This window comes from Rhodococcus sp. NPDC047139 (assembly GCF_040643435.1).
Classification (GTDB): Bacteria; Actinomycetota; Actinomycetes; order Mycobacteriales; family Mycobacteriaceae; genus Rhodococcus.
In genome coordinates this window covers 146,039-161,709 of the sequence record NZ_JBEYUH010000007.1, presented here as the reverse complement: position 1 = coordinate 161,709, position 15,671 = coordinate 146,039, and the positions used below count along the sequence as shown (strand labels likewise).

17 protein-coding genes are annotated in these 15,671 nt (G+C 68.3%); 2 read left to right on the top strand and 15 right to left on the bottom strand.

What is annotated here, in order from left to right:
• Positions 1 to 4 precede the first annotated feature (4 nt).
• From ABZ789_RS11575 to ABZ789_RS11555, 5 genes are all read right to left on the bottom strand, one after another.
• Positions 5 to 1,570, bottom strand: coding sequence for a bifunctional uroporphyrinogen-III C-methyltransferase/uroporphyrinogen-III synthase (locus ABZ789_RS11575; protein WP_358423571.1), 1,566 nt, complete (start codon positions 1,568 to 1,570; stop codon positions 5 to 7).
• A 63-nt stretch (positions 1,571 to 1,633) separates the two neighbouring features.
• Entirely contained in the window at positions 1,634 to 2,644 is a 1,011-nt protein-coding gene (gene hemC / locus ABZ789_RS11570) for a hydroxymethylbilane synthase (protein ID WP_358423568.1), read from the bottom strand.
• Positions 2,641 to 4,065, bottom strand: a complete 1,425-nt coding sequence (locus ABZ789_RS11565; RefSeq protein ID WP_358423565.1) for a glutamyl-tRNA reductase — start codon at positions 4,063 to 4,065, stop codon at positions 2,641 to 2,643. The genes hemC and ABZ789_RS11565 overlap by 4 nt, the downstream gene beginning before the upstream one ends.
• On the bottom strand, positions 4,062 to 4,931 hold the full coding sequence (locus tag ABZ789_RS11560) for a redox-sensing transcriptional repressor Rex (RefSeq protein ID WP_358423562.1): 870 nt from the start codon (positions 4,929 to 4,931) through the stop codon (positions 4,062 to 4,064). The genes ABZ789_RS11565 and ABZ789_RS11560 overlap by 4 nt, the downstream gene beginning before the upstream one ends.
• A gap of 160 nt (positions 4,932 to 5,091) precedes the next feature.
• The gene (locus tag ABZ789_RS11555; RefSeq protein ID WP_358423559.1) at positions 5,092 to 5,382 is read right to left on the bottom strand and encodes a glutaredoxin family protein; all 291 of its coding nucleotides are present in this window, start codon (positions 5,380 to 5,382) and stop codon (positions 5,092 to 5,094) included.
• Between the two features lie 208 nt (positions 5,383 to 5,590).
• Between ABZ789_RS11555 and ABZ789_RS11550 the strand changes: the two genes are divergently transcribed.
• Positions 5,591 to 6,547: an HAD-IB family hydrolase gene (locus ABZ789_RS11550; protein WP_358423908.1), complete on the top strand. Its 957-nt coding sequence runs from the start codon at positions 5,591 to 5,593 to the stop codon at positions 6,545 to 6,547.
• A gap of 78 nt (positions 6,548 to 6,625) precedes the next feature.
• On the opposite strand, the gene ABZ789_RS11545 is transcribed toward ABZ789_RS11550, so the two are convergent.
• The 7 genes from ABZ789_RS11545 to ABZ789_RS11515 all read right to left on the bottom strand — a co-directional run bounded on the left by ABZ789_RS11545 (position 6,626) and on the right by ABZ789_RS11515 (position 12,089).
• Positions 6,626 to 7,609 carry a lysophospholipid acyltransferase family protein gene (locus tag ABZ789_RS11545; RefSeq protein WP_358423556.1) on the bottom strand — a complete coding sequence of 328 codons (984 nt, stop codon included), beginning with the start codon at positions 7,607 to 7,609 and terminating at the stop codon, positions 6,626 to 6,628.
• Entirely contained in the window at positions 7,606 to 8,637 is a 1,032-nt protein-coding gene (locus tag ABZ789_RS11540; RefSeq protein WP_358423906.1) for an NAD-dependent epimerase/dehydratase family protein, read from the bottom strand. Before ABZ789_RS11540 ends, ABZ789_RS11545 begins: the two co-directional genes overlap by 4 nt.
• Before the next feature lie 220 nt (positions 8,638 to 8,857).
• A complete protein-coding gene (locus ABZ789_RS11535; RefSeq protein ID WP_003402602.1) occupies positions 8,858 to 8,959 on the bottom strand; it encodes an AURKAIP1/COX24 domain-containing protein in 102 nt (33 codons plus the stop codon).
• A 271-nt stretch (positions 8,960 to 9,230) separates the two neighbouring features.
• Entirely contained in the window at positions 9,231 to 9,467 is a 237-nt protein-coding gene (locus ABZ789_RS11530; RefSeq protein ID WP_006552345.1) for a helix-turn-helix domain-containing protein, read from the bottom strand.
• A 191-nt stretch (positions 9,468 to 9,658) separates the two neighbouring features.
• On the bottom strand, positions 9,659 to 10,495 hold the full coding sequence (gene proC, locus ABZ789_RS11525) for a pyrroline-5-carboxylate reductase (RefSeq protein ID WP_358423551.1): 837 nt from the start codon (positions 10,493 to 10,495) through the stop codon (positions 9,659 to 9,661).
• A 74-nt stretch (positions 10,496 to 10,569) separates the two neighbouring features.
• On the bottom strand, positions 10,570 to 11,421 hold the full coding sequence (locus ABZ789_RS11520) for a thioesterase family protein (protein ID WP_358423904.1): 852 nt from the start codon (positions 11,419 to 11,421) through the stop codon (positions 10,570 to 10,572).
• A gap of 8 nt (positions 11,422 to 11,429) precedes the next feature.
• A complete protein-coding gene (locus tag ABZ789_RS11515) occupies positions 11,430 to 12,089 on the bottom strand; it encodes a MerR family transcriptional regulator (protein ID WP_358423548.1) in 660 nt (219 codons plus the stop codon).
• A 93-nt stretch (positions 12,090 to 12,182) separates the two neighbouring features.
• On the opposite strand from ABZ789_RS11515, the gene ABZ789_RS11510 reads away from it, so the two are divergent.
• A complete protein-coding gene (locus tag ABZ789_RS11510) occupies positions 12,183 to 12,599 on the top strand; it encodes a hypothetical protein (RefSeq protein WP_358423902.1) in 417 nt (138 codons plus the stop codon).
• On the opposite strand, the gene ABZ789_RS11505 is transcribed toward ABZ789_RS11510, so the two are convergent.
• From ABZ789_RS11505 to ABZ789_RS11495, 3 genes are read right to left on the bottom strand one after another with little or no spacing between them, the layout of a single operon-like run.
• A complete protein-coding gene (locus ABZ789_RS11505; RefSeq protein WP_358423545.1) occupies positions 12,558 to 13,514 on the bottom strand; it encodes a sugar phosphate isomerase/epimerase in 957 nt (318 codons plus the stop codon). The two genes, ABZ789_RS11510 and ABZ789_RS11505, sit on opposite strands and share 42 nt — an antisense overlap.
• A 4-nt stretch (positions 13,515 to 13,518) precedes the next feature.
• Positions 13,519 to 14,688 carry a hypothetical protein gene (locus tag ABZ789_RS11500; protein ID WP_358423542.1) on the bottom strand — a complete coding sequence of 390 codons (1,170 nt, stop codon included), beginning with the start codon at positions 14,686 to 14,688 and terminating at the stop codon, positions 13,519 to 13,521.
• On the bottom strand, positions 14,685 to 15,638 hold the full coding sequence (locus ABZ789_RS11495; RefSeq protein WP_358423539.1) for a Ppx/GppA phosphatase family protein: 954 nt from the start codon (positions 15,636 to 15,638) through the stop codon (positions 14,685 to 14,687). The genes ABZ789_RS11500 and ABZ789_RS11495 overlap by 4 nt, the downstream gene beginning before the upstream one ends.
• Positions 15,639 to 15,671 lie beyond the last annotated feature (33 nt).

Genomic DNA, 15,671 nt, shown 5'->3' with positions numbered 1-15,671 from the left:
AACATCAGCGGCGGGCGCGGGACTTCTTCCGCGGAGGGGGCAGCGCTCCCTCGGCCCGGAGCCGGGCCGCGTGCTCGGCGAGCGCATCGACCAGTGGCCCTATCTGCGCGGTCTCGGGCTGCACATCCACCCGCAGGCCGAACTCGATCGCAGTCTCGGCCGTCTTCGGGCCGATGCAGGCCACGATCGTGCGAGCGTGCGGCTTGCCGGCGATACCCACGAGGTTGCGGACGGTCGACGACGACGTGAAGCACACCGCGTCGAAACCGCCGGTCTTGATCATCTCGCGGGTCGCGGCCGGCGGCGGAGCAGCACGGACGGTGCGGTAGGCGGTGACGTCGTCGATCTCCCAGCCGCGCTCGCGCAGGCCCTCGGCGAGTGTCTCGGTGGCGATGTCCGCGCGGGGCAGCAGCACCCGGTTGACCGGATCGAAGACGTCGTCGTACGGCGCGAATTCCGCGAGCAGACCGAGGCTGGACTGTTCACCACTCGGAACGAGCTCGGGGATGATCCCGAGCGAGCGCACCTTGTCGGCGGTCGCCTCACCCACGCAGGCGATCTTGACGCCCGAGAATGCCCGTGCGTCGAGACCGAAAGCCTCGAACTTCTCCCAGACCGCACGCACGGCGTTGGTCGAGGTGAACACGACCCACTGGTAGCGACCGTCGACCAGACCCTTGACCGCACGCTCCATCTGAGCCGGGCTGCGCGGCGGCTCGACGGCGATCGTCGGCACCTCCATGGGGATGGCACCGTGGGTGATGAGCCGCTCGCTCATCTCCCCTGCCTGATCCTTGGTGCGGGGCACGAGCACTGTCCAGCCGTACAGTGCGCGCGACTCCCACCACGACATCTTGTTCCGGTTCGAGACCACCTTGCCCACCGTGACGACGAGCGGCCCCACCAGTTCGGAGCCCGCGTCGTTGAGGGTTGCGAGCGTCGCCTCGACGGTGCGCTGCTGACGCGTGGTGCCGCGCACGGTGATCGCCGCGGGTGTCTGCGGCGCGAGCCCGTGTTCGACCAGCGCACTGGCGGTCTCGGCGAGATGGCCGGAGGTCGCGTGGAGAACGAGGGGGCCGGGGGCGGCGGCGAGCGCGGCCCAGTCGACCTCACCGCGCACGTCGACCTCGGTGTGGCACGAGCCCAGCGCCATGCCGGCGTAGCTCGGCACCGACGATCCGGCAGGCAGACCCGGGAGGACCTCGAAGACCACCTGCGTGCGGGCGACGGCGTTGACCTCGGCGATCACCGAATCGGTCGTGAGGGGGTCGCCGGCTACCAGGCGCACTACGTCGCGCCCGGCCTTCGCTTCTGCGACAAGCGTTTTGGCGACCTCGGCGGGCTCACCGAGGGCGGGACGGACCTCGGCCACCGGCTCACCGGTCTCCGGATCGGTGCCGTGATCGACACCCACGAGGGCCACGACGCCCTTGTCGACATCGGGGTCGGTGAAGGCGATCGTGGCGCCCGCCAGCACGTCGCGCGCGCGCACGGTGAGCAGCGCAGGATCTCCCGGACCCGATCCCACGAACAGGATGCGTCCGGGGTTGTGCTTACGGACTCGGCTCATCGGTCATTCTCCAGTGCGGTCAAATCAGGGGTAAGGGCAAATCGGGTGTTGGTCACGGCTGCGTCAATCATCGGCAGGGCCGGTCTCGGGAACGACTCCGTGCTCGACCATGAGCTCGCGCGCGCCGAGTTCGAGCAGTTCGCGGGCGATCCGGCGGCCGAGCTCCTCGGCCCGTTCCGGCGCCCCCACCGCGCTCGCTCGCAGCACATCCGATCCGTCCAGGGCGGCGGCGCAACCACGCACCGACAATTCCTCGATCACGCGGCCGTCGTCGTCGAGCGATTCGACGACCTCGGCGATCGCACCGACCGGTGCGGTGCATCCGGCTTCGAGTTCGGCGAGCAGCGAGCGCTCCGCGATCACCGCCGCGCGGCTCGGCGCATGGTCGAGCCCCGCGAGCAGCTCGATCATCTCGGGATCGTCCGCGCGGCACTCTACGGCGAGCGCCCCCTGCGAGGGCGCCGGAAGCATCTGCACCGGTTCGAGGGACTCGGTGACCCGGTCCAAGCGGCCGATCCTCGACAGGCCCGCGCGAGCGATGACGATGGCGTCGAGTTCCCCGGAGTCGACCTTGCCGATGCGGGTGTCGATGTTGCCGCGCAGCGGTTCGATCTGCAGTCCGAGTCCGAGGGCTGCGAGCTGGGCCCGACGCCGCGGCGCGGAGGTGCCGACCTTCGATCCGGGCGGCAGTTCCCCGAGCACGAGTCCGTCGCGGGCGACGAGGGCATCGCGCGGATCCTCCCGCTCGGGGACGGCCGCGATGACCAGGCGCGGATCCTGGAAGGTGGGCAGATCCTTGTAGGAATGCACGGCGACGTCGACCTCACCGGCGAGCAAGGCTTCCCGCAACTCGGCGGTGAACACCCCGACACCGATGCGCTGCACGGGGCCGGGAGTGACGTCGCCCTTGGTGGTGATGATCACGAGCTCGGCCGGACGACCGGCGGCGACGAGTGCGTCGCGCACGGTGCCGGCCTGCGTTGTGGCGAGAACGCTGCCGCGGGTACCGATCCGCAGGGGACGATCCTGCCGAGCAGCATCGTCGCGGGTAACCGATGCGGCCTCGGTGCTCATGCGGTGCCGTCCTTTCGTGAAGCCTGAAGTTCGGTGGTCACAGCGGGGTCCAGTGCGGCGGACAGATCCGCCGCCAGGGTGGGATCTGTCAGCGAGGTCAGTTCCTTGGTGGGCGTCGCGACGGCCTCGGCCGAGCCCGGACTGAGTTCGAACAGCTCCCGCAGTGCCTCGGCGTACTGGTCGCCGCCCGGCGTCGACGCGAGTTGCTTGATCCGCACCGTCGGTGCGTGGAGCAGCTTGTCGACCACCCGCCGGACCGTACGGGCGACCTCGCCTCGCTGGCCGTCGTCGAGATCGGGCAGTCGCGACTCGAGCCGCATGAGTTCGGCCTCGACGACCTCGGCGGCGCGCTGGCGCAGCGCCGTGACGGTGGGGGTGACCTCCGCGAGGCGCTGCGCGGCGAGGTATTCCGCCAACTCGGCGGCGACGATCTTGCGCGCGGCCTCCGCATCGGATGCCGCGGCGCCGGCCGACGGATCGCGCTGCAACGACTCCATGTCGAAGACCTGCGCGCCGGGAAGACCCGCCACGGCGGGATCGACGTCACGGGGCAGACCGAGATCGCAGATCGCGAGGGGACGTTCGCCGCGGCCGGGCTGCGCGAGCGCGCGGTGCGCGTCGGCCAGCGTGACGACCGTCCCCACTGCACCGGTGCAGGTGACGGCGACGTCGGCACGGCCCAGCGCGGTCGCGAGATCGTCGAACCCGACGACGTCCGCGTCCACTCCGGCAGCGCGCGCGGTCTCGGCGAGTCGCTCGGCGCGATCGCGGGTGCGGTTGGCGACGACGATGGAGCCGACCTCCGCCCTGGTGAGATGTGCGACGGCGAGACCGCCCATGGCTCCCGCCCCGATGACGGCGGCGGTACGGCCGCGGAGCCCGCCGTCGCCGAGGAATTTCGCGGCCTTGTCGAGCGCGACCGACACGACGGAGGCACCGGCGGCGTCGATGCCGGTCTCGGAATGAACCCGCTTGCCGACGCGCAGCGCCTGCTGAGCGAGTTCGTGCAGGGTGCGGCCGGCGGCCTGCTGGGCGTCGGCGGCGGCATAGGCCGTGCGAATCTGACCGAGGATCTGCTGCTCACCCACGACCATCGAGTCGAGACCGCTCGCGACGGAGAACAGATGCTCGGCGGCCGCCTCGCTGTAGCGGACGTAGGCATGCTTGTGCAGTTCGGTGACATGTAGACCGGAGTGCTCGGCGAGCAGTTCGCTCACTGCGGCCAGCGCACCGTGGAAGGCATCCACGACCGCATAGATCTCCACCCGGTTGCAGGTGGAGACGATCATCGCTTCGGAGATCTTGTCCGACGCCAGCATCTTGTCGGTCAGCTTGGGGCGGTCGGTGTCCGTGACCGCCACTTTCTCGAGCACCGGGACCGGTGCGCTCCTATGCGATATCCCGACGAGGAGAACACTCACGGCGCGATCACCGATCCGTTTCTGGTCGCGGCCGAGCCCATAGGACCCGCCTTTCCTGTTGTGGTACGCCGAGCAGAGCTTCTGGTGGAGACCCGTGAGATACCGGCAGGGCGTACCTCACCGGCTGCGGGGCGAACATCTGTGCTCGCGGCAGGGGCGGTCTCGTCGTGGCGCGTGCTGTTGAACGACAGGACCTGCATCTCCACCGACAGGTCGACGCGGCGGACCTCGACGTGTTCGGGCACATCGAGTTCGACGGGCGCGAAACTGAGGATGCTGCGCACTCCGGCGAGGACGAGCCGATCGCACACTTGCTGCGCCACCTCGTCGGGGGTGGTCACGACACCGATCGTCGCGCCGAGTTCGCGTGCGACGGCCTCGAGACCGTCGACATGGCGTACCACGAGATCGCCGACCTGCGTGCCGACGACGGCCGGGTCCGAGTCGAACAGTCCGGCCATGGTGAAACCGCGACGGTCGAAACCCGGATAGCGGGCGAGGGCGCGGCCGAGACTGCCCACTCCGACGAGCACGACACGGTGACCCCGGTCGAGCCCGAGGGCCGCTTCGATACGGGACTGAAGGCGCAGGACGTCGTAGCCGACCCCACGCACTCCGTTGGGCCCGAGGAAGGACAGATCCTTGCGCAGCTTGGCGGAACCGACTCCCGCCGCCGCCGCGAGTTCCTCACTGGAGACGATGAGCGTGCCGGCTTCCGCCAAGGCACCGAGGACCCGGAGATAGGTCGCGAGACGCGTCACAGTAGCCTGTGGGATATCGCGGACCGGAGGGGTGGGAGTGGCACCCTCGCCGGACCCGGCTGTGCCGCGAGCGTCCTCGCCCTGCGGTGGGTGCAACTGCGTCACGGTACGTGGCTCCTCGTCCGGCCGGTGGACACACGCCTGGCCTCACGGTGATCCGGGAAAATCGTTCACACCACGGTAACCGCTTGTGAAGCCATGCACAAAGTTGCTCGATCGGCCCCGAATGTGCTTCCCACCTGCTGTACGAGGACGACGCGGGGGCTCAGCGAGCGAGATCGGCACGCAGGCGCGGCTCGTCGACCTCCCAGTAGCTGTGCTCGCGGCCGTCGAGAAGAACGACGGGCAGACGGTCTCCGAATTCGGCCCTCAGGTCGGGATCGGTTGCGGCAGCGATATCGACATCGATGCAGGTGACCTCGACCCCGAGCTCCTCTCCGAGAGCCTCGAGCTGTTCGCGCGCGGGGCCGCACGCGCCGCATCCCGCGCGGACGAGAAGCGTCAGATGATGGCCGCTCACGGACCCGGTCGCTGCCGAAGAAGGTAACCCGTTCATGCCTCCACTGTGCGGCACGAGCTGTCGAGATGAACGTCACACCCGGTGGAGGCGGCGACGACCTGCCCGTGACGAGCTGCTTCGCGGGCTAGGCTTGGCCCGGGCCGACCGCGAACGCGGCGGGCACGGCCATGCACGTTTCGAAGCCCCGACCGTTACGACACCGGAGGTGCGAGTGCCAGGACGTTCGTTTCCCTACGGCTGGGGCATGGGTGAGACATGGGCGCGCATCATCCGCCCCGGACGTCGGCTCTTCTCTCGCAAGTTCGGGCCGAGCGAGGAAGAGGTACGCGCCAACCTCGCAGGCGAGGCGAGCGCCGACGCGGCTCTCGCGTTGCAGGAATCCCGGGTCGAGCCCGAGCCCTCTCCCGCCACCCCGCCCGTTCCGCACGACCTGACCGCGGCGGCCTTCTTCGACGTCGACAACACGATGGTGCAGGGCGCATCGATCATTCACTTCGCCCGTGGTCTCGTCGCACGGAACTACTTCGATAAATCCGACCTGTTCGAGTTCGCATGGCAGCAGGTCAAGTTCCGTCTCACCGGCAAAGAGAATCTGAACGACGTGGCAAGCGGCCGCGACAAGGCCCTGTCGTTCGTACAGGGCAGGTCCACCGAGGAACTGCGCCGTCTCGGCGAAGAGATCTACGACGACATCATCGCCGACAAGATCTGGCCCGGTACCCGCGCGCTGGCACAGATGCACCTCGACGCAGGCCAGCAAGTGTGGCTCGTCACCGCCACACCGGTCGAGCTGGCCGATGTCATCGCCGAACGTCTCGGGCTCACGGGTGCGCTGGGGACTGTCGCGGAGTCGGAGAACGGTCGGTTCACGGGCCGGCTGGTCGGCGACATCCTGCACGGTCTGGGCAAAGCGCATGCGGTCCGCGCCCTGGCCATCCGCGAGGGTTTGAACCTGAAGCGGTGCACTGCTTATTCCGACAGTCACAACGACGTGCCCATGCTCTCGGTGGTGGGCACGGCAGTTGCGATCAATCCGGATCCGGATCTGCGGCAGGTCGCGCGCACCCGGGGGTGGGAGATCCGTGATTTCCGGACCGCGCGCAAGGCCGCGAAGGTCGGGGTGCCGACCGCGCTCGGACTCGGAGCGGCCGGGGGCGCGGTCGCGGTCCTCGTGGGTCGCCGCCGAGATCGCGCGGCCTGACCGCACGGCGGTGACTTTCACCGCGTTCACTTCACACGGTGCCGACGACACCGCCGCACCACAGGCCGGGGTTCGGACTCAGCCGAGGAATACGTTGCGGCGCCGCGTGAGGAGTTTGTAGAGCGTCTGCTGGATCGTCTCGCGCACGTGGTCGGTGACCTCGAACAACACCATCGGGTCCTCGGCCGACGCTTCGTCGTAGACGTCGGTGACGATCGGTGTGCCGAACTCGATGTACCACTTCGACGGAAGCGGTACGACCCCGAGTGGACCGAATGCCGGGAAGAGCGGGGTGATCGGGAAGTACGGCAGACCGAGCAGGCGCGCGAGCGAGCTGAGATCGGCGATGTTCGGATAGATCTCCTCGGATCCGACGATCGAGCACGGGACGATGGGCGCCTGGGTCCGCAACGCCGCCGACACGAATCCGCCGCGTCCGAAACGCTGCAGTTTGTAGCGTTCCTTGTACGGCTTGCCGAGACCCTTGTAGCCCTCGGGGAACACCGCGACCACCTGATCCTGGGCGAGGAGACGCTCGGCGTCGGGATGACATGCGAGGGTGTGCCCCGCTTTGCGCGTCACGGTGCCGACGACGGGCAGGCCGAAGGCGAGGTCGGCGGCGAGCATGCGCAGCGGCCGGTTCGCGTGGTCGTGCACGGCGACGGATGTCATGAGCGCGTCCACGGGAAGCGTGCCGGCATGGTTGGCGACGACGAGCGCCCGGCCGTCCGCAGGGATGTTCTCGATACCGCGGACCTCGACGCGGAACCACTTGTCGAACAGTGGCCGCAGGACCGGCAGGACGACGTTGTCGGTGAAGTGCGCGTCGAATCCGAACTCGTCCACCTCGTAGTCGCCGGTCATGCGGCGGCGGACGAACTCTGCGGTGGCGCTGATCTGCTGCGCGAGGGTGCTGCGCATGTCGTCGAAGAAGCGGTCGGTGCGGCTCATCTGCTCGTCGGTGGGCGGCGGGCCCATCGACGGGTGAGGCGTGCGTATGACCCGTTCACTCGGGCGCCGGTTGCCGCCGCGCAACGGGATGACCTTTGCGACCTCCGTCATCGCGCCTCCCTCGTCTGTCCGAGCAGGGAGTGCGCCATCGATTCGACCTTGTCCACCCATTCGGTCTTGGCGATCCGGGTGAGTGCGAGGCCCCGGGCGAAATCGTCGAGCGCTTCCCTCGTGCTCCATCGTGGTTCGAAGCCGAACTCCTGGCGCATGCGCGTGGTGTCGAGTCCGCATCCGAAGTGGAAATAGTCGAGCTCCTCCTTGGTGAAGGAGTTCATCACCGAGCCCATGAGCGCGTGCCCCACCGTGCGGAACAGCGAGTAGGGCATCGGAACCGTGAGACCGCCGGCGCGACGGACGGCCTGGGTCATCATGACGATCCCCTCCCCGGCGATGTTGTACGTCCCGGGCGGTCCGGCGATCACGGCGTGTTCGAGCGCACCGAGGGCGTCCTCTTCGTGCAGCAACTGCAGGCGCGCGTCGCGACCGAGCACGTTCGGGACCAGCGGAGACGTGAGATAGCTCGACACAGAACCCGGCAACCTGTTCCCGACGGTGGGTGCGAGTCTGAGGATGGTGGTCGCGATGTCGCTGCGCCGTCGGGCCACTCCACGCAGATACCCCTCGACCTCCATCATGTCGCGGGCGAACGCACCGGTGGGCCGGCGGCGTGCGCTCATCTCCTCGGTGAACTTCGCGGGATCCTTGGCACTCGAGCCGTAGACGACGGAGGACGATCGCAGCACGATTCTGCGCACCGACGGCACCTTCTGGCAGACCGCGAACAACTGCATCGCCCCGAGGACGTTCATGTCCTTCATCGCGGTGCGACTGCCGGACTTGGGTGCCTTCGTCACAGCAGAGGCATGAACGACGGTGTCGACGTCCATGTTGCGGATGATCTTGCCGATGAGCGGATTACGTATGTCGGCCAGCACGAACTCGGCTCGTCCCATCCGTCGGAGCATGTCCTTGGTGGGCGACTGGGTGTCGACGGCGATCACCCGCTCGATGTCCGGGTTCTGGGCAAGTCTGGTGACGAGGAAACCGCCGAGGAACCGACTTGCACCAGTGACCAGCACGACTCGTGGTCGTGCCACAACGTGCCCCTGCGAAACCACTCGTGAAACCCCCTGCTGCCACACACGCGTCGTCGGTCACATTCGTCCCGGTGCGGTATGCCGTCCCACAATACGGGCACTCGGCCGACGTCGCACGACAGCGGAGCCTTCCTCGCTCGAGATGCACACACGCACGATGCCCGCCACCGCGGAGGTGACGGGCATCGTGCAGGCGCAGGGCTTACTTGCCGAGTTTACGACGCTGCACTCGAGTGCGGCGGAGCAGCTTGCGGTGCTTCTTCTTCGACATGCGCTTACGGCGCTTCTTGATCACAGATCCCATGTGGGCATCCCTCACGTTCCTTGTAGCGTTCCTGCGCACGCCGGTGACGTACGCCTGATGTATGTCGACGCTGGGCCTCGTGGCGACGAGTTACAGCGCCTCACGACACCGGCTGGCCGGTACGACGACAAGCAATCCTACCGGGGCGGCGCACCAGGGTGAAACCGAGGTCCGTCCCGGCACGCGACTTCCCTCACGCATCGGATGCCACTCGTCGAACAGTCGTCCCCCGACGACCTGCCGACTATCGTCCCGACGACACGGACCGTCCCTATCCGACGTCGAAGTACGACGTCTCCAGATAGTCGTGGACGGCCTTCGCGTGTACGCGGAACGAGCGTCCCACACGCACTGCGGGGAGTTCGCCGCTGTGCACCAGCCTGTACACGGTCATCTTCGACACCCTCATGAGAGCTGCCACTTCGGCAACCGTCAGGAACTGGGTACCGGCGAGAACCGACTGTCCGTCTTGAGGTTGACCCTTCGACGGCGTGTTTCCTGAAACCATTACACACCTCCGGCACGCCCGCGCCGCCGGCTTCCCCTCCGGCGGAACAGACACGCACGTGCTGATTCGAGCTTAGCGTGACGAATGGTTCCTGTGCGACGATGCAGCTGGAGAATTTCCGGCGGGCGAGGCATTCGTCGCCACGCTACGCCTCGCGTGGACGCCTGTCAGGCGGTTACGGAAGGGCCGGCTCAGGGGGTGGCCGGCGGCTGGTCCGAAGCCGCACCGAGCTGAGCGGAGCGACGTTTCGCGGCGTCGAGCGCCTCGTAGAAGGCCGTGCGCAGGCCCCCGCGTTCGAGTTCCCGGAGCGCCGCTGCGGTGGTGCCTCCCGGCGAGGTGACCGCAGCACGCAGGTCAGCGGCATTGTCGCCCGATCGCGCGAGCATGGCCGCCGAGCCGGTCATGGTCTGCACAACCAGGTCGGTGGCCACCGTCCGTGTCAGGCCGAGCGCCACACCGGCGTCGACCATCGCCTCCGCGACGAGGAAGAAATAGGCGGGGCCGGATCCGGAGACTGCGGTGACGGCGTCGATCTGCGATTCCGGGACGACCGAGACCGTTCCGACACTTGCGAGGATCTCGCGCACGGTGTCGAGGTGATGCTGCTTGACGTACCGGCCGGCGGCCAGGACGCTCGCACCCTCACCGACCAGCATCGGGGTGTTCGGCATTACGCGCACAACGGGGAATCCGGCCGGAAGTTTGGTCTCGAAGCGGACCGTGGGGATACCCGCCGCGAGCGACACCAGGATCTGCTCGTCGTCGTTGTCGGCATCGATCGCCGCCAGGTCCGTGACGACGGCATCCACATCGTTGGGCTTGACGGCTACGACCACCACGTCGGCGCCTTCGGCGGCGTCGGAGGTGCTGCCGGTGACCCGGATCGAGTAGTCCCGGCCGAGCTGTTCACGTCGTTCCTCGAACTTCTCGGCGACCACGAGATCCTTCGTCGCGAAGCCGTTCTTCAGCAGACCGGAGACCAGCGCCTCGCCGATCCTTCCGCCACCGATCACTGCGATTCTCGTCATGGGGACAGCCTGCCACGACAGCTCATCCGGTCCGCATCACGGTGGGCCGGCAGCGGGATCGGCCCCACCTCGCGTCAGCGGGGCATCATGGCGAGCTGCCGTGACTGCACGACCACCGCGCCGGTCGAGTCGACGACGGTGTGGTCCTCCTCGAACCAGGTGTTGCCGAGGACACTGCTCTCGGCGGTCACGCGCAGCCATCCCGGAGCCGGCACCTGCCTCAGGTAGGCCGTGAGCTGCACGGTCGGCACCCAGCCGAACCTACCGAGGTTCATGGTGACCGGCGCCGACACGTCGCCGCACATGAGGGCGAACAGCACCGAGGTGTCCACATCGGCTTCGTCGCCCGGTAACGGCTGCGTCCACATCGACACGACCGGCTCCCCTTCCTCGCCGTCGAGGAACCGCGCGGTGGAGGCGTCGATCCGGAGGCGGGAGGCCGACGCGAACTTCACGATCCGGCCCATCGGGTGATCCGGCGTGATCAGCACCGACTCGGCCGGCGGGTCCGCAGGCATGACGGAGGCACGGTGCGGCACGGAGTGCACAGGCTTCTCGCTGTCCGGAGTACCGAGCGTGATGGTCGCGCGCACCGCCACGCGGCCCGCCTGGGACAGCTCGACGTCGACGACACCGACCTGCTTGCCCTGCTTGCGCAGGACGGTGGTCAGATCGACGTCGCCGGGTTCGGGCGCGGCGACGAACGAGGCACTGACCGCGAGGGGCTGCGTGATCGGGTCGACGCCCGCGTCGAGCACCGACCGTCGGGCTGCGGAGGCGCACACCGCCAGCATGCAGCCGCCGTGCACCTTGGGTCCGATGCTCCATTCCGGGGCGATGTGGGCGTGCCAGAGGGCGGTCCCCTCCGGGGCGTCGCTCGGCACCCGGGTGACCGAGGTGAGGTCACGGAAGGGCTGGTCGGTGATGGTCACTTCTACTCCCGGTGGTCGTGCGTGGCTGGATCGCCACTGGTCGTGGGAGGTTCGTCCGAGCCGAACCTTCGGGCGGCGAGATGCTGATGGGCCAGTCGGCGCATGGCCGTGAGCACCGGCTCGTAGAGGGCCGTACCGAGTACGGCGGCCTCCACGGTCGCTTCCCTCGAACGTGTCGGCAGCAGCTCGAGGTCGACCTCGGCTATGGCGCGGACGTGCCGGCCGTAGGTGTCGATACGTCGTTCCCCCATCCGCAGGCCGGCGGCTTCGAGTGCCGCGAGTGCATGTTCGAGTTGCGCCACGGCGGCGAAACGCGGGTCGTACAGCTGGCCGAGACGTTCGAGCAGCCGGCGGGCCCGGGGAAAGTCGGGACCGGCCGAGTCGTCCACATAGGGCGGCAGGGCGGCGATCGCGTGGCCGAGCTCGACGAACAGATCGTCGCGGGGATTGTCGACGAGATCGACGACGGTCTTGATCTTCTCGAGTGGCAGACCCTGCGCGGCGAGTGCCCGGACGAGAGCCAGACGGCGGACGTGGCCCTCGTCGTAGATCGCGGACGTGGCGCTCGTCGCCACCCCCGGTATGAGCAGTCCTTCTCGCAGGTAGTACTTCACCGTGGGCAGCGGCACGCCGGAGCGCTCGGCGAGTTCCGAGATACGCACAGTCCACCTCCGTCCTTGACATCGGATACTACAGCTATCCAATATTGGACAGAGAAACTATCCAGCGTGGTGGAACTGCCCGAGGAGGGCGTCATGCATCCGCTCGTGATCATCGTTCTCGGCGTCACCCTGCTCACTGTGGTGGGCATCGCCTTCGGGGGCACCTTCCTGTTGCGGGTCGCTGCAGGCGGAGTGCCGGCCAACGACCTGCAGAAGACCTTCTTCCGTGCCGGTCACGCCCACGCCGGCGTACTGGTCGTCCTCGGGCTTCTGATCGCCGTGCTCACCCATGTGGTCGGCGCGTCACCCGGCTGGTCGGCAGCGGGCACCATCGCAGTGCTCGTGGCTGCCATCCTCATGCCGGCAGGGTTCTTCCTGTCGGTAGTCGGCGCCGACCCTCGACGTCCCGGCCGCATGTTCGTCTCGGTACCGATCGGCGCGGCCTGCCTCACTGCGGGCGTGCTGATCTCAGGCGTCGCCGTGCTCGCCGCCGGAATCACCGCTCTCTGAGGCGGCAGGGATGCGTGCGATGTCCGCATGCCGGGGATTCTCGGGCGCTGTCGTGATCGCGCGCCTGGCGGAGCGGTTCAGATGCGTGCGCGCGAAGGCGAGCGAACGTGCCAGCATCCCCGCGCGCTCCGCACGCGTACGCGCACTCTGCGTGCTGATCTCGAGCACCACGTGGCCGCCGAAATCGCTCGCGGCGAGCCGGCGGCAGATCTCCGCGCACGGCTGCGTACCTGTCCCGGGGACGAGATGCTCGTCGAGCGAAGAACCCCTGCCGTCCGCGAGGTGGAGGTGCACAAGCCCCTCCCCCATCCGGTCCGCCAGCGCGGAGGCGTCCGCTCCTGCGGTCGCGGTGTGCGACAGGTCGAGCGTGTAGTGCGCGAAGCCGGTGTCGGTGGGGTCGAGCGACGGGCTGTAGGCCGACACCGCACGTCCGGGGCCGCGCCTGCGCAGACGTTCGGCGCCGCGATCACGGCCGCCGAACAGAACGTCGGCTCTCATCGGATACATGTTCTCGACCGCCACCGCGACGTGGCTGTCGGTCTCGAGTGCTGCGACCTGGTCGGTGAAGCCGTCCGCGTAGCGGCGTTGCCACCGGAAGGGAGGATGGACCACCACGGTCTCCGCCCCGAGGATCTCGGCGGCATGCACCGAACGATCGAGCTTGGCGGCGGGATCCGCTCCCCACACCCGCTGCGAGATGAGCAGGCAGGGCACGTGGACGGCAAGAACCGGGATGCCGTATTTGCGCACGAGGCGTTCCACCGAGACAGGTTCCTGACTCAAAGGCTCCGCCCATACCATCAGTTCGATGCCGTCGAATCCGAGGTCCGCGGCGAAACGGAATGCCGCTTCGGTGTTCTCCGGATAGACCGAAGCGGTGGACAGTCCTACCCGGATTCCCTGCGCGGTCGCCATCGGCTCACCCGCCGGGCAGTAGGAACAACAGGGGTCCGAACGAGACGAACGCTCCCACGGCGAGCGCGATGAGCTGACTGGCGATGTCGTCGGTGCGCCGCAGGACACGCACCAACGCGACGAGGCCGACTATCACGAGCAGCGCCAGGGCGAATGCGATCCACGGCATCAGATCCCACAGCCGTTCGAAGCCTTTGAACAGCAACCCGCCGGCCACGATGGCCGCGAGGCTCTCGCCGATCAGCAACACCCACTGCTTCAGGCTGCTGCCCTGCTCCGCGTCCTCCGAAGTCTCGTCGTCCGCATCGACACGCGCCGAGTCGTCGGCCGCGGTCGCCTTGCTGCGCGACTTCCGTGAACGCGTCGACGGTGCCGTCTCGCCGGAAACCGGATCGGACACCCCGGCGGCGGGGCCGAAGGTCTGGGTCGCAGCGTCGGCGTCGGAACCCGTGCCCTGCAGGTCGCTGGCGGGACCGGAGAGCAGTCGCGGCTCGGCGACATCGGGCTTGGACACCGGCACCGCAGGTTCGATCGGCGCATTCTCGGATTTCTTCGGCCCGGACGCAGCCGTTCGCGCCACACCTTCGCTGGACCGCGAGGCCGTTGCGCCGACCGTGTCGAGATGTGCCCGCGCCCGGCGTGGAAGCGCCTCGGGGCGGATGATCTCGGTCGGCGACTCGATCTTCGGCGGAGTCGCGGTCGATGCGCTCGGCTTCGCTGTCACCGACGGCACCTTCGGCTCCGCCGTCACCTTCGGCTCCGCCGCGACCGGCGGTTCCTTCGCGTCCACAGCGGCCCGCGGCGTCACGGTGGTCTTCTCGACGTCGGACAACGCGAAGCTTGACGACTTCTGCACGGCCGCCTCGGGCGCCGGGGCAGCTTTCCGAACCGGCAGGATCTCCGGCTCGCGGGAATCCGCCTCGACGGCCGCTACAGGGGCGACCGTAACCGTCCGGTCGTCGGTGCTGCCGGAGTCCGACGGTCTGCTTCCCTCGTCCTCACCGCTGGACGGCCGGGTGACGGGAATCTCGCCCGTCAGCTCGGCGACCGAGATGCCCCCGCCTGCACCGCGCCGGCGTCGTCCGCCGGCCCGCGTACCCACCTTCTGGCCGTTACGCGCCAACAGCTCGGCAACGGAGATCTGCCCCGTGTCATTGCTGCGATTCCCGCTCATCCGGTTGCCACCACCAGTTCGCCACCCATGTTCGTATCGAGCTTCCGAAGAATCAGCCCTTCCCGCAACGCCCACGGGCAGATCTGCAGCGTCTCCACCCCCAGGGCGCGCATGCTCGCCTCCGCGACGAGAGCGCCTGCGACGAGTTGCTCGGACCGGTCCGAACTGACCCCTTCCAATTCTGCACGGTCGGCCGTGGTCATCCGCGAGATGAAGGCGATGAGCTGCCGCAGGCCGCTCGCCGTCAGGGTTCGTTGTACCCGCAAGCCGGCCGAAGACGGAGCAGCACCGGTCAGGCGAGCCAGCGTGCGGAAGGTCTTGGAAGTCCCCACACACAGATCGGGATCTCCGGCGCTGCGCAGCATCTTCGCCGGCTCGGCCAGTTCGGCGTCGAGCCAGTCACGCAGCGCCGCGATGCGGCGTTTGCCGGGCGGGTCCTCGCGGAACCAGTCGCGAGTGAGCCGGCCCGCACCCAGTTGAAGGGAATAGGCGATCTCGGGATCCTCGTCGCCACCGAAGGTGAGCTCGAGCGAACCACCGCCGATATCGAGATCGAGGATCCGTCCGGCGCTCCAGCCGTACCAGCGCCGCACGGCGAGGAAGGTCAGCCGCGCTTCGTCCTCCCCGGAGAGCACGTCCAGTGACACCCCGGCCTCGAGGCGCACCCGGGCGAGGACCTCGTCCGAGTTCCCCGCATCACGCACTGCGGAGGTCGCGAACGCCATGAGCTCTCCGCATCCCGAGGTGCGGGCGATGCTGGCGAACTCGGCAGTGGTCTCGACGAGCCGGTCGGCACCCTTGCGGGTGATGTCACCGTTGTCGTCCATGTTCTCCGACAGCCGCAAGGTGGCTTTCGTCGAACTCATCGGCGTGGGGTGCCCACCCCGATGAGCGTCCACCACCAACAGGTGAACGGTGTTGCTTCCCACGTCGAGTACCCCTAAGCGCACATCAATACGGTACTGGGTCTACCGTCGGGTTCT

Excerpts from the sequence above, each read along its gene's own strand:
- hemC (WP_358423568.1), bottom strand. The coding sequence starts at position 2,644 with ATGAGCACCGAGGCCGCATCGGTTACCCGCGACGATGCTGCTCGGCAG.
- ABZ789_RS11550 (WP_358423908.1), top strand. The coding sequence starts at position 5,591 with ATGGGTGAGACATGGGCGCGCATCATCCGCCCCGGACGTCGGCTCTTC.
- ABZ789_RS11530 (WP_006552345.1), bottom strand. The coding sequence starts at position 9,467 with ATGGTTTCAGGAAACACGCCGTCGAAGGGTCAACCTCAAGACGGACAG.
- ABZ789_RS11555 (WP_358423559.1), bottom strand. The coding sequence starts at position 5,382 with ATGAACGGGTTACCTTCTTCGGCAGCGACCGGGTCCGTGAGCGGCCAT.
- ABZ789_RS11500 (WP_358423542.1), bottom strand. The coding sequence starts at position 14,688 with ATGAGCGGGAATCGCAGCAATGACACGGGGCAGATCTCCGTTGCCGAG.
- ABZ789_RS11510 (WP_358423902.1), top strand. The coding sequence starts at position 12,183 with ATGCATCCGCTCGTGATCATCGTTCTCGGCGTCACCCTGCTCACTGTG.
- ABZ789_RS11535 (WP_003402602.1), bottom strand. The coding sequence starts at position 8,959 with ATGGGATCTGTGATCAAGAAGCGCCGTAAGCGCATGTCGAAGAAGAAG.
- ABZ789_RS11545 (WP_358423556.1), bottom strand. The coding sequence starts at position 7,609 with ATGACGGAGGTCGCAAAGGTCATCCCGTTGCGCGGCGGCAACCGGCGC.
- proC (WP_358423551.1), bottom strand. The coding sequence starts at position 10,495 with ATGACGAGAATCGCAGTGATCGGTGGCGGAAGGATCGGCGAGGCGCTG.
- ABZ789_RS11575 (WP_358423571.1), bottom strand. The coding sequence starts at position 1,570 with ATGAGCCGAGTCCGTAAGCACAACCCCGGACGCATCCTGTTCGTGGGA.
- ABZ789_RS11505 (WP_358423545.1), bottom strand. The coding sequence starts at position 13,514 with ATGGCGACCGCGCAGGGAATCCGGGTAGGACTGTCCACCGCTTCGGTC.